The following is a 17,837-nucleotide window of genomic DNA, read 5'->3' as shown; positions in this document are numbered from 1 at the left end:
CAAAGTTAAGGAAATCAAATTAATTCTATCTGATTTTTATACTGATTCCTCGCTGATGCGCCATCCTAAAGTACCTGAAACGAACGCAAAAGTTATTTTTATCATATTGCTTTAAAAAATCTGTATTTGCTCCGGCTAGTTTTTATTTATTCGTACCTTATGTAAAAGCATCGGGATTAGGCGTAATCGTCTTTATCGAGTTGGAATTCTGTTGCAGCTAAAGTTTCATTTTATCGGGCTAGGCTCAAGGAGAAATAATCTTTTATGCTAAAACCAATTTTACTTTCTTTAGGACTGATGTTTTTACTTGGAAACTTTCCCGGTTTCGCGCAGGAAAAGAATGACGCCTGGGAGAACCGGATACTGGTAAAAACCAATATTTTCAATTTACTAGCGCAACGTTCCACTTTTTCCGTCGAAAAAGTTTTTAAGCAAGGGTACGGCGCAGAAATTTCCTTTGTGCAAGGGAAGTTTAATTATTTTTTATTTACGGATCATTATTACTACCGAGGCTTTTTGTTGCGAACGAAAAAGTATTTCGGGAAAGGGAAATTGGGTGTAATTTATCCTTACCTGGGAGTTTATGCCGGTAATTTAAAACGCACTATTCAAACAAACGGCCAATCCGATCACACGGGCTGGTTCGGTTTTCCTTCCCGTGATTTTTCCGCCCAGTCGGTTCGGGGCGGTGGCACTTTGGGAATTGCTTGCTTCTTTAAAAGTAAAATTGTGGTGGATGGGCAAACCAGTTTAGGTTATGGCCGTTACCTTAGCCACAAGCAAACGAATCCTAACACTTACGCGAAAGGTTACTTGGATATGCAGGTATGGCTTTCTTTGGGATATGGTTTTTAGGTAGCAGTACTACAAAAAATTATTTAAAGGGTTGCTGGTTATTAGCTGTTCAAGGTATTGGTGATTAAATAATTATTCAATAGATGAATAGAAATACGACTTTTAACTATTTCTGCCGGAGTACTTAAACTAAAATTAAAGAGATTACCACTACCCACCAAAAAATAAATTTTAGCGGAAGAAAACATATAAAATAAAATTAATCTGCCTGATTTATTAGCGAGTAAGTAAAACAGAAGTTTAACCTCCCCGAGTTACGCCATGAATTTGCCGTTTCCATTACCAGGCAGTTAAACTTTTAGAGTCGTTCGTTCCGTTCTTTTTCGGGTTGTTCTATTTCGTTCTTAATGCCGTTGGTGGCATCTTTAAACTCCCGGATACCTTTGCCTAAACCCCGGGCGAGTTCCGGAATCCGTTTGGCGCCAAAGAACACCAAAACTACCAGGAGAATAACCATTACTTCGGAACCACCAATATCCCCTAAAAACAAAAATACAGTTGCCATAATTTTACTGTTATAATTACGATTAAATACTTTTTTATTTATGCCGCCAGTTTGCGCCAGCTTTCACCTAAGTTCCTGCCCTTTGATGAGAGTAACTTATTGGATAACGGCCAACTTGCTTAACGTAGTACAAACCGCACTGCGTATTATCAAAATTAGTTTTAATTAGTACCAACTTAGATTTCCGGTAATTCTCCCTTATTATTACTTAAAGTTTTAACGCACTTAACGGCATTTAACTATTTGTACAACAATCATCTTAAGAAAAAAGATTTAGCTAGAACTTGAAAATCAGCTGGGATTTAAATACAACTTGTCTATAACCCGGAAAATACTGAAAATTCAGTATTTTATTTACCTGGCTATTCCTTTAGATTTAATTTACTTTTCCCGGCCTTTTAATTTAGTCCAATTACCCCATGACACCCGAAGAGCTTCAAATTAAAAAATTTGAATTAGAACAAAAAATACAATTGGAAGAGCTGAGTCTGAAGAAAAAAGAGCTGGAATTGAAAATTCAGGAACAAACCAGCCGAAGAGTTTTTACTCCCTTGGTAATCTCAATTGTAGGCGGCTTAATTACCATTATAACCGGTTTTATTTTAAAATATTACGACAACGTGGCTGTATTACGATTAGAAGACAAAAAATTTCAATCTTCGTTGTTATTGAAAGCTACGGATGCCAAAACCTACGACGAGTTCTCGGATATGCTGCTGGCCTTACAGGAAAACGGACTCTTATCGCTGGACTCTGCGAAGATTGCAAAATTTCGGAAGAAGAGATTTGTTGCCGAAAAGTTAAATCAAAGTAATCCGACCAACTCCGAAACCGTAGCGCTAACTAGTGAATCGGACACTGTCGTGGATAAAAGCCAGATCAGAGGGGATGTAAAACCTCTCCCTCCTAAATCGGGTTCCTCCGTAAATACTGCCGATACTTTCACCTGGATTATAGTCGCCGGCGGCGATACCAATTTAGAAGCCGCCCGTTTTGAGCAACGCAAGTTTTTACAAAAAGGCTTTCAATCCGTGCGGGTGTGGCAACGCAACAACATCTACCGGACTTGTGTAGGACAATTTGCCACTTATTCTGATGCGGTTAACGTTCTTTTTGATGTAAAGGAAAAGTTAAATAATTCGTCGTACCTGGTGCGGCTCGATAAGTGGTGCCCCCACGCCGAATACGATAAAGTTGCAAAAATCTACGTTTGTAGGTAATATATATAATACTCCATCAGATAAAACAATTGCCCTAACGGTTACGGATTATAAACCCTTGCCCCAGCCAACCCTACAGAGAATACTACTAAACTGCAATGAGGCCCCAGGTAATCTCAGCGTACGCGCACGTAAAATTATAATCAGCCAGCTTATTTCTTACAACTGAACCAAAAATAGTTATGAATCCGGAAGTTTTACGCGCGTTTGAACAGCTTCTTTAAGGTTTGAATTTCAAATAGTGCGTCCTATTCTGCGTTCATTAAATTTTCCTTTTCCCAACAACCAACTATTCGGAATAAAGCTAACCCAAAATCCTGTACCTTTAACCTTTAAAAATAAAATGAATGCAGGAACGAGCGCTTGAGAACCTTAAAATTACCCAATTAAATTCCATGCAAGAGGCAGCCTTGGAAGCTGCCCAAAAGCAAGACCTTGTATTATTAGCTCCAACCGGTTCTGGCAAAACCCTGGGCTTCTTACTACCCACATTACAGCAACTCCAATCCAATACTTCCGGTATACAGGCCCTGGTGTTGGTGCCTACCCGGGAATTAGGTTTACAAATTGAGCAGGTATTCCGGCAAATGAGTACCGGTTATCAGGTAAGATGTTTTTACGGCGGCCAAGCTACCCGCCCGGAAAAGAACAATTTAGTTCATCCGCCGGCGGTATTAATCGGTACGCCGGGGCGCCTGGCTTTTCATTTCCGGGAACAAAATATAGATGGAGCCACCATACATACCCTGGTGCTGGATGAATTTGATAAATCCCTGGAATATGGTTTCGAAGCTGATATGCAATTTATTATTGGCCAGTTACCTGCCTTGCAAAAAAAACTTTTAACTTCGGCTACTTCTTTAACGCAAATACCCGCTTTTGTGGGGTTGAAAAATCCGGTTACTCTAAACTTTTTGCAAGATACGCTTATTGCTCCCGATTTAGAGGTAAAAGCCGTGCTGGTAAATGATACAAATAAAGCCACTACTCTATTCCGGTTGCTGTGTAAAATCGGGAATAAACCTACTTTGGTTTTTTGTAATCAACGCGACGCGGTAGAAGAACTAAGTACTTTCCTTACCCAAAAACAGTTGGCGCACGGTATTTTCCACGGTGGTCTGGAGCAACCCGACCGGGAACGGGCCTTACTTAAATTCCGGAACGGTACCTACCAGTTGCTCCTCAGCACCGATTTAGCCGCCCGCGGTCTGGATATTCCCGAAATTGAGAACGTGGTGCATTACGAAATCCCTAACGCCGAAACTTATTTACACCGCAATGGCCGAACGGCTCGCATGCAAGCCAAAGGGACCGCTTACGTATTGCTCCAACCCGGCGAGAAGCCAACTTACCTACCTCTGTCGCTCCCAGTTGAAAGCTTGCCGACAAACATTATTTTACCGCCTCCTAGTCCTTGGGAAACCATTTACATTAGTGCCGGCAAAAAAGACAAAATCAGTAAAGGCGATGTAGTCGGGTTTCTGTTGCAGAATAAAGTATTACAAAAAAATGAATTGGGTTTAATTGACTTACAAGAACACGCTGCATTTGCGGCAGTAAGCCGGGATAAAGCGGATCGTTTAATGCAATCTTTACAAAACGCAAAGCTTAAAAATATAAAAGTAAAAATGGAACGGGCTAAATAAAAAACTCGGTAACTTCTCCAGAGGGGTAGAGCTGTTACGTTCTAATAAATTCCTGCTTTCGCGAGCGTCTTCGCTCGGGAAGATTATTCAGGAGGCCTCCGGCCGGGCGAACCCAAAAGCCTATTTATACTGCATTCATCAGCCTGTACCTACTGACCAGTTGCAAATTCCGAAGTAATTCCGGGAGGACGGACGATGACCAACACGAGCGTGGATGCTCGCACCATTCCAAATTTTACTAGTAGAACTTATCCGTCTTACCTTTAAAGAAGGACTTTATCAAAATTGGCCGTTTCCTAAAATATTTTAACTCACTGGGTACGAAGAATTAAGTTTAAAAAATTTTATCTAATTATTTAAATTGAGATAACTAATTTTAGATCGAATTAGGAAAGACGTACTCGAGGCAGTTGATTTTTGTAGCCTTTTCCAGTCTCCAGATTACGGTGCGGATGCGGTTTCAAACGTCCGTGTTTGCCTTGTGGCCGGCGGGCCTCGTTTGACCCCTCCGCCTTCGGCACCTCCCCTAACAACAGGGGAGGAGAGGCGGCTGCTACCTTTTTCTCCTGCCTCGGAATGCTAAAGCACCCGAACCTTAGAAGGCCTCCATCGCCAAACGGCTGTCTGATTGCACTTGCTATTGCTCGTTACCAATACATCTTATTCCTTTTATTGGGTATAAACTACCTAAATAAGGATAAGAATTAATATTAATTCAGCTAACCACTCATTGATTTACCGCATTAAAAAATTAAACCTACCAATATTTTGCAAAGCAATACCCGTGCCTCGGGCTACGGCCCGTAATGAATCCTCGGCAATGTGCACCGGGAGCTTCGAGATGGCGGATATGCGTTTGTCCAGGCCCCGTAGTAAGGCCCCCCCGCCGGTCAGATAAATTCCGTTCTGATAAATATCACTGGCAAGTTCGGGCGGGGTTATTTCCAGGGCTTTCATGACGGCTTCTTCCATTCTGGCCACGGATTTATCCAGACAAGTGGCAATTTCTGAATAACTTACCTTAATTTCTTTCGGGATGCCGCTCATCAGGTCGCGGCCTAATACGGCATAATCCTCCGGTGGATCATCTAAATCAGGTAAGGCGGAACCCACCTCAATTTTTATATTTTCGGCGGTCCGGAGCCCAATCATTAAATTGTGCTGTTGCCGCATATACTGCACTATTTCGGCATCTAAGGTTTGTCCGGCAACTTTAATGGATTGTTCGCAAACAATGCCACTCATGGCAATAACGGCAATTTCGGTAGTGCCGCCGCCAATGTCAATAATCATGTTTCCTACGGGTTCTTCTACGTCAATGCCAATGCCCAGGGCAGCGGCCATGGGCTCGTGAATCAAGTAAACTTCTTTGGCCCCGGCCGTTTGCGCCGAATCCCGAATGGCCCTTTTCTCTACCTCCGTAATGCCGGCCGGAATGCAAACTACCATGCGCAAGGAAGGCGTAAACCAACCGGAACGCAAGTTTATCATTTTAATAAGACCCCGAATTAAGTGCTCCGCCGCATTAAAATCCGCAATTACGCCGTCCATTAATGGCCGCACCGTACGAATATTCTCGTGCGTTTTGCCTTCCATGCGCATGGCTTTGTGTCCTACGGCCAGCACTTCCATGGTAGTACGATTAAAAGCAATAATGGCCGGTTCATCCAGTACCACTTTATTATCATACATTATCAGAATATTGGCAGTACCTAAATCGATGGCAATATCTTGGGATAAAAAATTAAAAAAGCCCATACACTCTTTTGTCTTTCCGGAAACTTAAAACGGATTAAAAGTAAGTTAAATTTATTAATTGCCAGTTTAAAACAACTAATTACTTGCGTTTGCCTGCCAGCAAATTCCTTAACTGAAAGATTACAATACCATTAGAAATAACGAGCAGCATACTTAAAATATACGTCAGTAACAAGCAGGATTTAGTCAGCGCGACGATGCGGTTATTCAGGCGATAAACAAACTAAAGAATAATTTTCGGGTTCCTCGTTTAGGTGCAATCCGGAAATGTGGTCTCTATTAGTACCCCTCTTAGGAAGGTAATTTGGTTAGTAGCCGCAGGCAGACCCACTGCTTTGCTACGGCATAATTTGCAAAATCCCACAGGGCAATTTAGCTTGAAGATAGTTGCGGAAAAGGTATATAAAGGGGAATAAATTAGAACGCTTACAACTTGGCAGTAAACAACTTTCGGCGGGCGGGAACTACTTGGCCGCTTCAAAAGAACTCTGACTAAGTATAATGGAACGAAGTCCATCACTATTTAAATGGAAGAAATAAAAAAAGTATGTCCCGTTTGAGACATACTTTACTAATATGCAATGAATTAAGCCCGTCTTACATTAACGGCATTCATTCCTTTTTTTCCTTTTTCCTGGTCAAACTCTACGTGGTCGTTTTCTGAAATAGTATCAATAAGACCGGTTTGGTGCACAAATAAATCTTCGCTCGAACCGTCTACTTTAATAAATCCGAAGCCTTTTTCTCTGTTAAAAAACTTTACTGTTCCTGTGTAATTACTCATTTTTAATGGGGTTAAGATATAAAACTCTAACATACTTAAATAAAATCATTTTTTTAGCTGCTAGCAGATTTATTTCTGTTAACCCATTTAAAATATTCTGTTTCTGGGATGTATAAATTGGGTTCCGTTAAAGACAGGAAATTTATTATAAGAAAATACAAGCTTAATTAACGGAATAAGCAGGTTTCTTTAGGTTGCCCTCCAAGTATCCCAGCACTAATATTTAAATACCGGCTTTTTGATTTACTATTTAGCGTACGATACCAGCCGTTTCTATTAAAAATCTTGAAAATAAAAGCCGTCCGGGAAACAAAGGCCAATCGGGTAAAAAATACTACAAATAATTTGTAAATTCTTCATCCCTGCGTTCTCATTTACGTTTGTAACCCTTAAAACCGGAAACAAGCCATGAAAGAAAATGTAAGTGATTTTTTGATTAAACGCCTGCAGGCTTGGGGAGTGAATCGAATTTTCGGTTACCCCGGCGACGGCATTAACGGCATAATGGGAGCTTTGAACCGGGCTTCCGACACTATGGAATTTGTGCAGGTACGCCACGAAGAAATGGCTTCCTTAATGGCCTGCGCCCACGCTAAATTTACGAAACAAGTCGGCGTTTGCCTGGCTACTTCCGGACCGGGCGCTATTCACTTACTCAATGGTTTGTACGACGCAAAATTAGATCATCAGCCGGTAGTAGCCATTGTCGGGCAAAAAGCTTTAAAATCCTTAGGCGGCAGTAGCCAGCAGGAAATAGATTTAATGTCTTTATTTAAGGATGTAGCTTCCGAGTACCTCCAAATGGCCGTTGACCCGGCCCAAATCCGGCACTTGATTGACCGGGCTTTCCGGATCGCCTTATCCCAAAGAACCGTTACCTGTATTATTGTTCCGAATGATTTGCAAACGGAAGAATACGAAAATCCGCCGCACGAGCACCAAACCATTCATTCGGGAGTAGGCTTCTCCGCTCCCCGGGTTATACCGCAGGAAAATGATTTGTTTCGCGCCGCCGAAATTATAAACGCCGGTAAAAAGGTTGCTATTTTGGTGGGTTCCGGCGCCCTTCACGCGGCCGAAGAAGTAAAACAGCTGGCAGAAGCAACCGGCGCCGGAGTAGCCAAAGCCTTTCTCGGGAAAGCTGCTTTACCCGACGATTTACCGTACGTAACCGGCGCCATTGGTTTATTCGGGACCAATGCTTCGCATTACATGATGCAGAACTGCGACACCTTATTAATGATAGGTTCCAGTTTTCCGTACGCCGAATTTTTACCCCAGGAAGGTAAAGCCCGCGGCATTCAAATTGAATTGGATGGTCGCATGCAAAGTATTCGCTACCCCATGGAGGTGAACCTGACCGGTGATAGCGCCGAAACCTTGCGGGCCTTGCTCCCGCTTTTAGATAAAAAAACCGACCGGACCTGGCAGCAAGATATAGAGCAACAAATAAAAGACTGGGATAAACTCGTGCAGGAATATGCCACCCACGCCGCGAATCCGGTAAATCCGCGTTTGCTGTTTCAGGAGTTGTCGCCCCGCTTACCCGATAATTGCATTCTTACTTCCGATTCCGGTTCTTCTTCCAGCTGGACGGCTCAGCACATCCGCATTCGGGAAGGCATGCAATTTTCGGTTTCGGGTACCCTGGCTACCATGGGTTGCGCGGTTCCGTACGCCATAGCAGCTAAGTTTGCCCACCCGGAACGGGCCGTATTCGCTTTTGTGGGCGATGGGGCGATGCAGATGGGCGGCAACGATGAACTGCTTACCATTCAAAAATACTGGCGGCAATGGAAAAATCCGCAGCTAATTGTTCTGGTTTTAAATAATCGCGATTTAAACTTTGTAACCTGGGAACAGCGCCTGATGCAGGGTGAACCTAAATTTGATGATTCGCAGGTTTTACCCGATTTTAACTATGCCCAGTACGCCGAAAATATAGGTTTAATTGGCATCCGGGTAGAACGACCGGACCAGGTTATACCGGCTTGGGAAAAAGCTTTACAAGCCAACCGGCCCGTGGTAATTGATGCCCTTACCGATCCGGAAATTCTGGTATTTACTCCCCAAGTTGCTACTCAATTTGCCTCCGAACTAGCTCAAGCCATTACCAAAGGCGATACCGCCGCCCAGGAACATTTAGAAGACCCTTTGCGAGAAGCAGTGCAGGAAGAAATTCAGAAAGAAAAGGAATAAACATTCCTCCATTTAACCCAGTACATTAAAAATCTAGACCAGCAAATATGTCATCGAAAGAACTAATTAAAGTAGCCTCTTTTAAAGGAATTCAGGTAACCGGCGTTACCATTAGTACTCACGGGCGCTTATTCGCCAACTTTCCGCGCTGGCACGAAAACCTGCCTTTTTCGGTAGTAGAAGTAAGCTTAAACGGAGAATACCACCCTTACCCTAATGCCGAGTGGAATACCTGGAACGGCAAACCCGAAGAAAATAAATTTACCTGCGTGCAGTCGGTGGTAGCGCACGAGAATTCCTTATTTGTGCTGGACCCGGCCAGTCCCATGATGAAAGGCGTAGTGGGCCATGCGGCTTTGTATGAATTTGATTTAACCACCAACGAATTAATCAATAAATGGATTTTCGATGAATCCATTGCCCCGGAAAAATCTTACCTGAACGATTTGCGTATCGACCGCGAAGCCGGTAAAATTTACATTACGGAATCAGGCATGGGAGCCATTGTAGTTCTGGATTTAAAAACCAACATTCCCCGGCGCTTACTGGACAATCATTCTTCTACCAAATCCGAAGATGTATGGTTAACGGTGGAAGGCGAACGCTGGGTAAAAGAAGGTCAAAAACCCCAAATGCACGCCGACGGTATTGCTCTGTCGCCGGATAAACAATACTTGTACTACCATGCTCTTACCGGATATACGTTGTACCGGGTACCTACTCAAGCCTTAAATGATGAAAGTTTGAGCGAAAAAGAACTGGAGGGTAAAGTAGAGAACTTAGGTAAAACTTCGGCTCCGGATGGGATGCTATTCGACCATCTTGGCAATTTGTATCTGGGCGATTTAGAAAAGAATGCAATTCTGTATCGAACGCCGGAAGGGGAATTAAAAACCTTGGTGCAGGATGCCGAGCTAAAATGGCCCGATACTTTTAGCATTGACGAGCAGGATAATTTTTACGTGACTACTTCCCGCATTCACCAAATGGAAGGAGACATTTCCGATTTGGAATTTAACATTTTTAAAATTCCGCTTTCTGCTATATAAACTATTTTGCCCACCAGCCCCGCTATAATTATCATCCAGCACAATTTACTTTAATCTGTAAACGAATAAATAAAAATGGAAAAAATTGCCGAAAAGGGAGCTTTGGGAAAGCCAGTTGTTGCTTTGCCTCCCACCCACACTGTTACTCTTCGGGTAAACGGTTCCGAAAAAAAGCTGCAACTGGCGCCCTGGGTTTCTTTGCTGGATGCCTTACGCGAATACGTGCATTTAACGGGTACCAAGAAAGGCTGCGACCACGGTCAATGCGGCGCTTGCACCGTGCTGGTAAATGGCAAACGGATTAATTCCTGCCTAACCTTAGCCATAATGGAAGAAGGTAACGACATTGTTACTATTGAAGGCTTAGCGAAAGGCGAAGAACTGCACCCCATGCAAACGGCTTTCATCGAGCATGATGCGTACCAATGTGGCTATTGTACTCCCGGCCAGATTTGCTCCGCAATCGGGTTAATTGCGGAAGGGAAAGCCAAAACACCAGAGGAAATAAAAGAGTTGATGAGTGGCAATATTTGCCGTTGCGGCGCTTATACCAATATTCTGGCAGCAGTACAAGAAGTATGGCAACAGGAAGGAGGAAATCATGAATAGTTTTACCTATGCCCGGGCCCAAGATGTACAAACGGCGTTGCAGGAAAAAACTACTGCCCTGGATGGTCGGTTTATTGCCGGTGGCACCAATTTAACTGACCTGATGAAGGTAAACGTGGAGCAACCCAGCCATGTAATTGATATCCGTCGTTTGCCATTCAACCAGATAACCGAAACAGAAGTGGTTGGTTTACGCTTAGGCGCCTTGGTTACCAATGCCGAAACCGCTTACAATAAGCAAATCGAACAAAGATACCCTTTACTTGCTAAAGCAATTTTAGCGGGCGCATCGGCGCAATTACGCAACCGGGCTACCAATGGCGGCAACCCCTTACAGCGCACCCGTTGTTATTATTTTTACGATACCGCCACAGCTTGTAATAAAAGAGAACCCGGCAGCGGTTGTTCGGCCATTAAGGGTTATAACCGCATTCATGCTATACTAGGTACCAGCGAATCTTGCATCGCCGTTCATCCTTCGGATATGGCGGTGGCTTTGACGGCTCTGGATGCTACAGTAAACGTAAATGGCCCCAATGGGGAACGCTCGATTCCCTTTCTGGATTTTCACCGTTTACCCGGCGATACGCCGCACCTGGATACTAATTTAGGTCCCGACGAAATTATTACTTCCATTGACTTGCCGGCACAAGGTTTTGCAGAATATAACACTTATTTAAAACTACGCGACCGGGCTTCGTATGCTTTTGCCCTGGTTTCAGTAGCTGCTGCCTTAGAATTGGAAGGTACTATCATAAAAGAGGTGCGGATAGCTTTAGGCGGCGTGGCCCACAAACCTTGGCGGCAACCCGAAGTAGAAGCCAACCTGGTGGGAAAAGAAGTGAACGCCGAAAATTTACAAAATGCGGCCGAAGCCTTACTTACCGGTGCAAAGGGATACGGACACAATAATTTTAAAATTGAACTGGCCAAACGAGCTATTGTGCGGGCATTATTACAGGCGGCTAAAATGGAGGACTCTAAATAATGGAAACTACAACCAATTATATCGGCCAACCAACCAGTCGCGTGGACGGACGGGCCAAAGTTACCGGCGAGGCAAAATATGCCGCTGAATTTCACAAAGAAGGTTTAACCTACGGGGTAGTTGTCTCCAGTGCTATTGCTAAAGGCAAAATCATTCAAATCGATACGAAAGCCGCCTTAAATTTACCGGGAGTTCTACAAGTATTTACCCACGAAAACCGGCCCGGCCTGGCCTGGTCCGATAAAAGTTACCAGGACGAGGATGCACCACCTGGCGCTCCTTTCCGGCCCTTGTACGACGAGAAAATCTTATTTGGGCAGCAGCCAATTGCCTTAGTAGTGGCCGATACTTTTGAACTAGCCCGGTATGGTGCCTCTTTAGTAAAAGTAAGCTACGAAACCGAAACGCCGGTTACGGAAGTTAAAAACCGAAAAGCCGAAGCGTATACGCCCAAAGAATATAAATCCGCCAAACCTTCGCCCCGCGGCGATGCCCAACAAGGCTTAGCGGAATCGGCCTTAAAAATGGAGGCGGAATACTTTCATTCGAGTGAACACCACAACCCCATGGAAATGCACGCCACTACGGTAATGGTGGAAGAAGACGAAACGCTCACCGTTTACGATAAAACCCAAGGCGTACAAAACAGTCAGAAATATATTTCCAAAATCTTTGGCTTATCCAAAGACCAGGCCCACGTTATTTCGCCGTTTGTGGGCGGGGCCTTTGGCTCGGGTTTACGGCCGCAGTACCAATTATTTTTAGCAGTAATGGCCGCTTTGGAATTAAAACGTTCGGTTCGGGTAATGTTAACCCGCCAGCAAATGTTTTCGTTTGGTCACCGGCCCGCCACTTTGCAGCAGGTAGTTTTAGGTACTAACCCACAAGGTTCTTTGCAGGCGGTGGTACACGAAGGTTTTTCCGAAACGTCGCAGTTCGAAGAGTATACCGAAAACTTAGTGAATTGGTCGGCCATGTTGTATAAGTGCGATAACGTGCAACTCGCCCATAAATTAATTAAGATAGATGCCTACACGCCCTTAGATATGCGGGCACCGGGTGGCGTTACGGGTATGTTCGCGCTGGAATGCGCCATGGATGAACTGGCTTATAAATTAAATATCGACCCACTGGAATTACGGTACATCAATTATTCTGACATAGACCAAAGCCAAGATCATCCTTTTTCGAGTAAAGAATTAAAAGAATGTTACCGCCAAGGAGCTGAAAAATTTGGGTGGTCGAAACGCAATCCCCAACCCCGCTCCATGCGTGAAGGAAACACTTTAATTGGTTACGGCATGGCGACCGGTGCCTGGGAAATAAAACAACAAAAAGCCAGCGCCAAAGCTTTATTAATGGCCGATGGTAAATTAAAGGTATCCAGTGCTACGGCTGATATTGGAACGGGCACCTACACCATTATGACCCAGATTGCCGCCGAAACTTTAGGCTTGCCTTTAGCTGATGTTACTTTTTTGTTAGGCGATTCCTCTTTACCGGAGTCCCCATTAGAAGGTGGTTCCTGGACGGCCGCCTCGGTTGGCTCAGCGGTAAAAGCAGCTTGCGAAGGCATTCAGGAAAAATTAATTGCCTATATCCGTAAACTGGAAGATTCACCTTTAGCCGGGGTACACCGCCTAGAAGAAGTAACTTTTGCCGATGGTAAAATCAGCTTAAAAAATAATCCTGATCGGTTCACGACTTTAACGGAAGTAATGCAGCAAGCCGGTCAGAATTTTGTCGAAGCCTCGGTTACGACGACGCCGGAGTTAAAACAAAAAAAATATTCCATGTTCACGCATTCGGCGGTATTTGTGGAAGTCCGGGTGGACGAGGATTTTGGCACGGTGCAAGTTTCGCGGGTGGTTAGCGCGATTGCCGGCGGTCGGGTTATTAATCCAAAAACCGCGCGCAACCAGATTTTAGGCGGTATAGTTTGGGGCATTGGCATGGCCTTGGAAGAAGAATCCGTTATGGACTCTAATTACGGCAGATTCATTAACCACGACTTAGCCGAGTACCACGTTCCGGTAAGCGCTGACATCCAAGACCTGGAAGTAATTTTTGTAGAAGAGCACGACGACATAGTAAATCCGCTGGGCGTAAAAGGATTGGGAGAAATTGGGATTGTGGGAACCGCCGCCGCTATTGCCAATGCCGTTTACCACGCCACCGGCAAACGCGTCCGCGATTTACCTATCACTTTAGACAAACTGCTTTGATTAAAAAATAGGTTTAAAAAGTATAAAACCGGCTACTGCCATGAGGCAAAAAGGAAATCTTTTTTCAACCAGAAAAAGGTTTCCTTTTGCCTTACTTTGCTAAAGATTAGCAACTTTTAAGTAAGCAGTAAAGTCTACTGGCTCGGCAAAATTCTTCGCCCTGAAACCAAGCTGAAAAAAAATCTGCTGTTTATCTTTTCAAGGTTCAGCAACACTTTTGTTGCTATTACCAAGGCAATTGTTCGTTTTAGGTCAGCTTGTATATAAATTCTACTATCTTGGTTTGTCGGGCCTGGGCAGATTCTCTGTTTGTACCAATTTTTACTAAACCGCATTTTCTAATACTCATTGCGAACCCAAATTATCAAAGGCAACCTGTCTCACAATAGCCCTTATGGTTTCGAGGGTCAAAAATTTCTGAAAGGCTATTCTCTTTTCCCAAAAGTATCTGTCTAGCCAACACGTAATTTCAGCTTTTCTCTCTAACTCAAGTTTGGCCAAACTTCCGGCGATAATTTCGTCCACTAAAATAGTGCACATAACTACGGTGGGATCATTTAGTAATTTTTATATTTCTCCACCTTAGGTTTCTTACATTATCCATTCCAGGCTGCTAATCTTCCCTTTCCTTAATGTGAAGTTAAGGGTGCGCCCATAAGTAGTTTTCTTGTTTAGGATCTTAACTTTCTCGGCTTGTCTACCCATTTTACCGTGCTGTCTACTCTTCCTTTTAAAGTTGTTTTTACCGAATACATTTGGGTACGCCAATCAGTTAATGGACATCTCAGATAAACTATTCCGTTATGAAAAGAAAGACTGCCTTATCCTTCGCAGGAAAGTTAACAACAGCTTGTTTACTTGTTGCTGCTTTTGGAGTGCTAATCCAGATTATTTCTGGCCATCCTTACCCCAAAATTCCACCGGTGTTTTTTATCCTGCTAATTCCGGCCGCCCTGATTTATTTCGCTCCTTGGAAATGGACGCCCATCAGTGCTGTGCTGGCAGGTATCTTTTTAACAGCCGGACTTTTTCTGAGCGGAGCGTCTAAACGGCTGATTGATTTACAAAATCCCGGTGACTCAACCGGATTATGGATTCAGACATTAGCAGTGGCAGGAGCGCTTCTGGCTGGTTGTATGGCTATTTATCAAAATTACAGTAACTCTAAAAAAACCAATTGAAGTAACTGTAAGCCAGCATCTACTTATTTGCTATTGCTTGCCCTCTGAGTAAAATAAATTGCATGGCTATTTAATAAATCACCCATATAACCTTTTTATAATGGCTAATAAAAAAACAAACAGCATATTACCAATATTAAAAATGGCTATGTTTTTATTAGCAACTATTGGTCTGGTTTTAGTCATCAGAAGATCGCTAATTTTAAGCGGATTTATGTCAGATAATAATAAACCGGGGTTTACCGGCTTTGATGTAAATTCAGGGACAACCATCCTGCATATTGTCCCGGGTGCTTTGTTTATGCTCTTAGGTCCGCTCCAGTTTATGCCCCGTATACGGGGCCGGCATCTTCTATTTCATCGCTGGAGCGGAAGGGTATTTATTGCAGCTGCTTATACAATCGGGCTTACTTCCGTTGTACTATCTTTTACCAAGCCCCTCCTGGGTGGTCTCAGTGAAGCGGTGGCGAGTGTCTTTTTTTCCGTTTTCTTCCTGGTATGCGTTAGCTTATCTCTGCATTATATTTTAAAAAAGCAGGTTTTGCTTCATCGGGAGTGGATGATACGGGCTTTTTCTCTTGGCCTGGCAATCGCCACGGTGCGCCTTATTACCGTATTTACTTTTATTTTCTTTAAAGTTCGACCCGAAAATTTTTTGGGTATCGCCTTCTGGATGGGTTTTACCTGCCATGCAATAGTGGCTGAAGTATGGATTAATTATACCCGAAGACCAATTCTTAGAGTGCCAAAAACATTTTTGTTTAATGGCATCAGAAACAATGTGGTTCATCCATAAATTTTGCTGATGCCATTTTTAAAATAAAGTATTTTAAATTTATACACCATTGATAAAAACCTTTACCAGAACGGCTAGCATTGCCGTTATGCTTCATGTATTTATTTGGAGCCTACTACTACTATTGCCTTTTTTAGTATCGAGTACCGAAAAGGATTATAGAATAGGCGACATTCCCGGTTTTTTCTTTGCTCTGGGCGGATTGATCCATGCCGTTATATTTTATGGCAATGCCTTTTTCCTGTATCCAGTATTTCTCAACAAGCGTTTTTGGTGGCTCTATATTTTACTTAGTGTCTTACTTATTGTTGGTTCTTTTCAAGTAAAGTTTTACTTATTAGTCAATTGGTTTCCGCCAGTACTTGCAAATGATACCACAATTAAATTTGTTTTTGGGCCTTCTGTCGCCTTCTTTATCATCAGTATTGTTTACCGAAAAGTAATTGACCAAATCCGGGTAGAAGAGGCGCTAAAAGAAAGGCGCACGACACAACTAGAAACCGAGTTAAAATTTCTCCGGTCACAAATAAATCCGCATTTTTTGTTTAATATACTAACCAACCTTGTATCTCTTGCCAGAAAAAAATCGGATAAACTAGAAGAGTCGCTCCTTCTGCTTTCCGACTTAATGCGCTATTCTGTTTATGAGGCACCGGGTAAAAACACTACTCTTCAAAAAGAAATAGAATACCTGAACAGTTATATCCAATTACAAAAACTTCGGTTTGGCAAGGAGGTAAAAATGGATTACTCCTTTAATTTGAGTGAAGAAGAAAATGCTTATACAATAGAGCCAATGCTGCTTATTCCTTTTGTGGAGAATGCCTTTAAACATGGAATTGGTTATAATAAGCCCTCCTGGATTGATATCAGGCTATCCGTAAACGAGGGCAAAATGACTTTTGCCGTAAGCAATAGTTTTGAACCTACACCGGCAGCCGACAAAGAGGAAAATTCGAACATTGGCATCAGTAATGTAAAGTCGCGTTTAAATTTGCTTTACAAAGACAAGCATACTTTACTTATAAATGATCAGAACAACACCTTCCATATTATTTTAACCCTGCTGTTTAGATGATGCGCTGTATTGTGGTAGATGATGAACCGCTGATCCGGGAACTGCTAGAAGACAACATCCGGCAAATTGCATTTTTACAATTGGTACAGGTTTGTAAAAGTGCTTTGGAAGCAGTCGAAATACTGCAAAAAGAAAAGATTGACCTGATCTTACTGGATATTCAAATGCCCCGGTTAACCGGGCTCCAACTGCTGAAATCTTTAGATACTCCGCCGCTTGTGATTGTAATAACCGCATACGAAAAATATGCCTTAGAAGGGTTTGATTTAAACGTGGTAGATTACCTGTTAAAACCATTTAGTTTCGAAAGGTTTCTTAAGGCTTGTAACCGGGCAAATGATTTATTTCATCTGCAACAAAAAAAAGAGTTAACGGCACTGGCGCCAATAGATCATTTCTTTGTAAACGTAGAATATACCCAGGTTAAAATTGTTGTGGCAGATATAGAATACATAGAAGGATTAAAAGATTATATCAAAATATATTTAACGTCGTCGGCCAAGCCGGTACTTACCCGAATGACCCTGAAGGCCATAGAGAACAAACTTAAACCTCCGGTTTTTATACGTATTCACAAATCTTTTCTGATTGCCTCCGATAAAATCACCACCGTTAAACGTGATTTTGTTTGCCTAGGAAAGAAGGAACTCCCATTAGGTGATTTTTACAAAAAGAATATAAATTTTTTACTAAATCCACCCGAACTTTAAAAACAATACGGTCTACCCTGCTTAAAGAATTTAATCTCACGCTGAACTTGCTGCAAATATAGCTTGGCTAAATTTACAAAGAGCCAATTGAGTAAACGTAATTAGAGGAACGAATATACTATTAGGTATCTGAATAAAATAAGTCCGCCCGCAAAGACTACTCTTCATCCATAAACGAAAGTACCCGACCAGGTTTAAATAAATAATGGTTCCGGCATTATACAGGGATTTGGA

Annotated in this window: 15 protein-coding genes; 12 read left to right on the top strand and 3 right to left on the bottom strand. The window is 42.8% G+C overall.

All coding sequences use genetic code 11. From position 1 onward, the window contains the following. Nucleotides 1-264: 264 nt before the first annotated feature. A complete protein-coding gene (locus AHMF7605_RS03705; RefSeq protein ID WP_146153510.1) occupies nucleotides 265-855 on the top strand; it encodes a hypothetical protein in 591 nt (196 codons plus the stop codon). Nucleotides 856-1,153: 298 nt separating this feature from the next. On the opposite strand, the gene tatA is transcribed toward AHMF7605_RS03705, so the two are convergent. Next, the gene (gene tatA, locus AHMF7605_RS03700; RefSeq protein ID WP_106926564.1) at nucleotides 1,154-1,360 is read right to left on the bottom strand and encodes a twin-arginine translocase TatA/TatE family subunit; all 207 of its coding nucleotides are present in this window, start codon (nucleotides 1,358-1,360) and stop codon (nucleotides 1,154-1,156) included. A 419-nt stretch (nucleotides 1,361-1,779) separates the two neighbouring features. Here tatA and AHMF7605_RS03695 point away from each other — a divergent pair, with 419 nt between their 5' ends. Both AHMF7605_RS03695 and AHMF7605_RS03690 read left to right on the top strand, forming a co-directional pair. Then, complete coding sequence (locus AHMF7605_RS03695) at nucleotides 1,780-2,580, top strand: hypothetical protein (RefSeq protein WP_106926562.1); 801 nt, start codon at nucleotides 1,780-1,782, stop codon at nucleotides 2,578-2,580. 347 nt (nucleotides 2,581-2,927) lie between these two features. Further along, nucleotides 2,928-4,226: a DEAD/DEAH box helicase gene (locus AHMF7605_RS03690; protein WP_106926560.1), complete on the top strand. Its 1,299-nt coding sequence runs from the start codon at nucleotides 2,928-2,930 to the stop codon at nucleotides 4,224-4,226. Between the two features lie 735 nt (nucleotides 4,227-4,961). Here the strand turns inward: AHMF7605_RS03690 and AHMF7605_RS03685 are convergent. Together AHMF7605_RS03685 and AHMF7605_RS03680 are read right to left on the bottom strand one after the other, a co-directional pair. Next, on the bottom strand, nucleotides 4,962-5,984 hold the full coding sequence (locus AHMF7605_RS03685) for a rod shape-determining protein (protein WP_106926558.1): 1,023 nt from the start codon (nucleotides 5,982-5,984) through the stop codon (nucleotides 4,962-4,964). 586 nt (nucleotides 5,985-6,570) lie between these two features. After that, entirely contained in the window at nucleotides 6,571-6,768 is a 198-nt protein-coding gene (locus AHMF7605_RS03680) for a cold-shock protein (RefSeq protein ID WP_106933333.1), read from the bottom strand. A 408-nt stretch (nucleotides 6,769-7,176) separates the two neighbouring features. Between AHMF7605_RS03680 and AHMF7605_RS03675 the strand changes: the two genes are divergently transcribed. The 9 genes from AHMF7605_RS03675 to AHMF7605_RS03630 all read left to right on the top strand — a co-directional run bounded on the left by AHMF7605_RS03675 (nucleotide 7,177) and on the right by AHMF7605_RS03630 (nucleotide 17,603). After that, nucleotides 7,177-8,967: a thiamine pyrophosphate-requiring protein gene (locus AHMF7605_RS03675; protein WP_106926556.1), complete on the top strand. Its 1,791-nt coding sequence runs from the start codon at nucleotides 7,177-7,179 to the stop codon at nucleotides 8,965-8,967. A gap of 47 nt (nucleotides 8,968-9,014) precedes the next feature. Next, a complete protein-coding gene (locus AHMF7605_RS03670; protein ID WP_106926554.1) occupies nucleotides 9,015-10,016 on the top strand; it encodes an SMP-30/gluconolactonase/LRE family protein in 1,002 nt (333 codons plus the stop codon). Between the two features lie 75 nt (nucleotides 10,017-10,091). Next, nucleotides 10,092-10,625, top strand: coding sequence for a (2Fe-2S)-binding protein (locus AHMF7605_RS03665; protein WP_106926552.1), 534 nt, complete (start codon nucleotides 10,092-10,094; stop codon nucleotides 10,623-10,625). After that, nucleotides 10,618-11,613, top strand: coding sequence for an FAD binding domain-containing protein (locus AHMF7605_RS03660; protein ID WP_106926550.1), 996 nt, complete (start codon nucleotides 10,618-10,620; stop codon nucleotides 11,611-11,613). Before AHMF7605_RS03665 ends, AHMF7605_RS03660 begins: the two co-directional genes overlap by 8 nt. Further along, nucleotides 11,613-13,838: a xanthine dehydrogenase family protein molybdopterin-binding subunit gene (locus tag AHMF7605_RS03655; RefSeq protein ID WP_106926548.1), complete on the top strand. Its 2,226-nt coding sequence runs from the start codon at nucleotides 11,613-11,615 to the stop codon at nucleotides 13,836-13,838. The genes AHMF7605_RS03660 and AHMF7605_RS03655 overlap by 1 nt, the downstream gene beginning before the upstream one ends. Nucleotides 13,839-14,641: 803 nt before the next feature. Next, nucleotides 14,642-15,019 carry a hypothetical protein gene (locus tag AHMF7605_RS03645; RefSeq protein ID WP_106926544.1) on the top strand — a complete coding sequence of 126 codons (378 nt, stop codon included), beginning with the start codon at nucleotides 14,642-14,644 and terminating at the stop codon, nucleotides 15,017-15,019. Between the two features lie 100 nt (nucleotides 15,020-15,119). Further along, nucleotides 15,120-15,815: a DUF2306 domain-containing protein gene (locus tag AHMF7605_RS03640; protein ID WP_106926542.1), complete on the top strand. Its 696-nt coding sequence runs from the start codon at nucleotides 15,120-15,122 to the stop codon at nucleotides 15,813-15,815. Between the two features lie 49 nt (nucleotides 15,816-15,864). Next, entirely contained in the window at nucleotides 15,865-16,893 is a 1,029-nt protein-coding gene (locus AHMF7605_RS03635; RefSeq protein WP_199200189.1) for a sensor histidine kinase, read from the top strand. Next, nucleotides 16,890-17,603 carry a LytR/AlgR family response regulator transcription factor gene (locus AHMF7605_RS03630; RefSeq protein WP_106926540.1) on the top strand — a complete coding sequence of 238 codons (714 nt, stop codon included), beginning with the start codon at nucleotides 16,890-16,892 and terminating at the stop codon, nucleotides 17,601-17,603. The genes AHMF7605_RS03635 and AHMF7605_RS03630 overlap by 4 nt, the downstream gene beginning before the upstream one ends. Nucleotides 17,604-17,837 lie beyond the last annotated feature (234 nt).

The sequence above is a fragment of the Adhaeribacter arboris genome (assembly GCF_003023845.1).
Classification (GTDB): domain Bacteria; phylum Bacteroidota; class Bacteroidia; order Cytophagales; family Hymenobacteraceae; genus Adhaeribacter; species Adhaeribacter arboris.
Note: the sequence above shows the minus strand (reverse complement) of the source record. Positions and strands in the feature narration are given on the sequence as shown.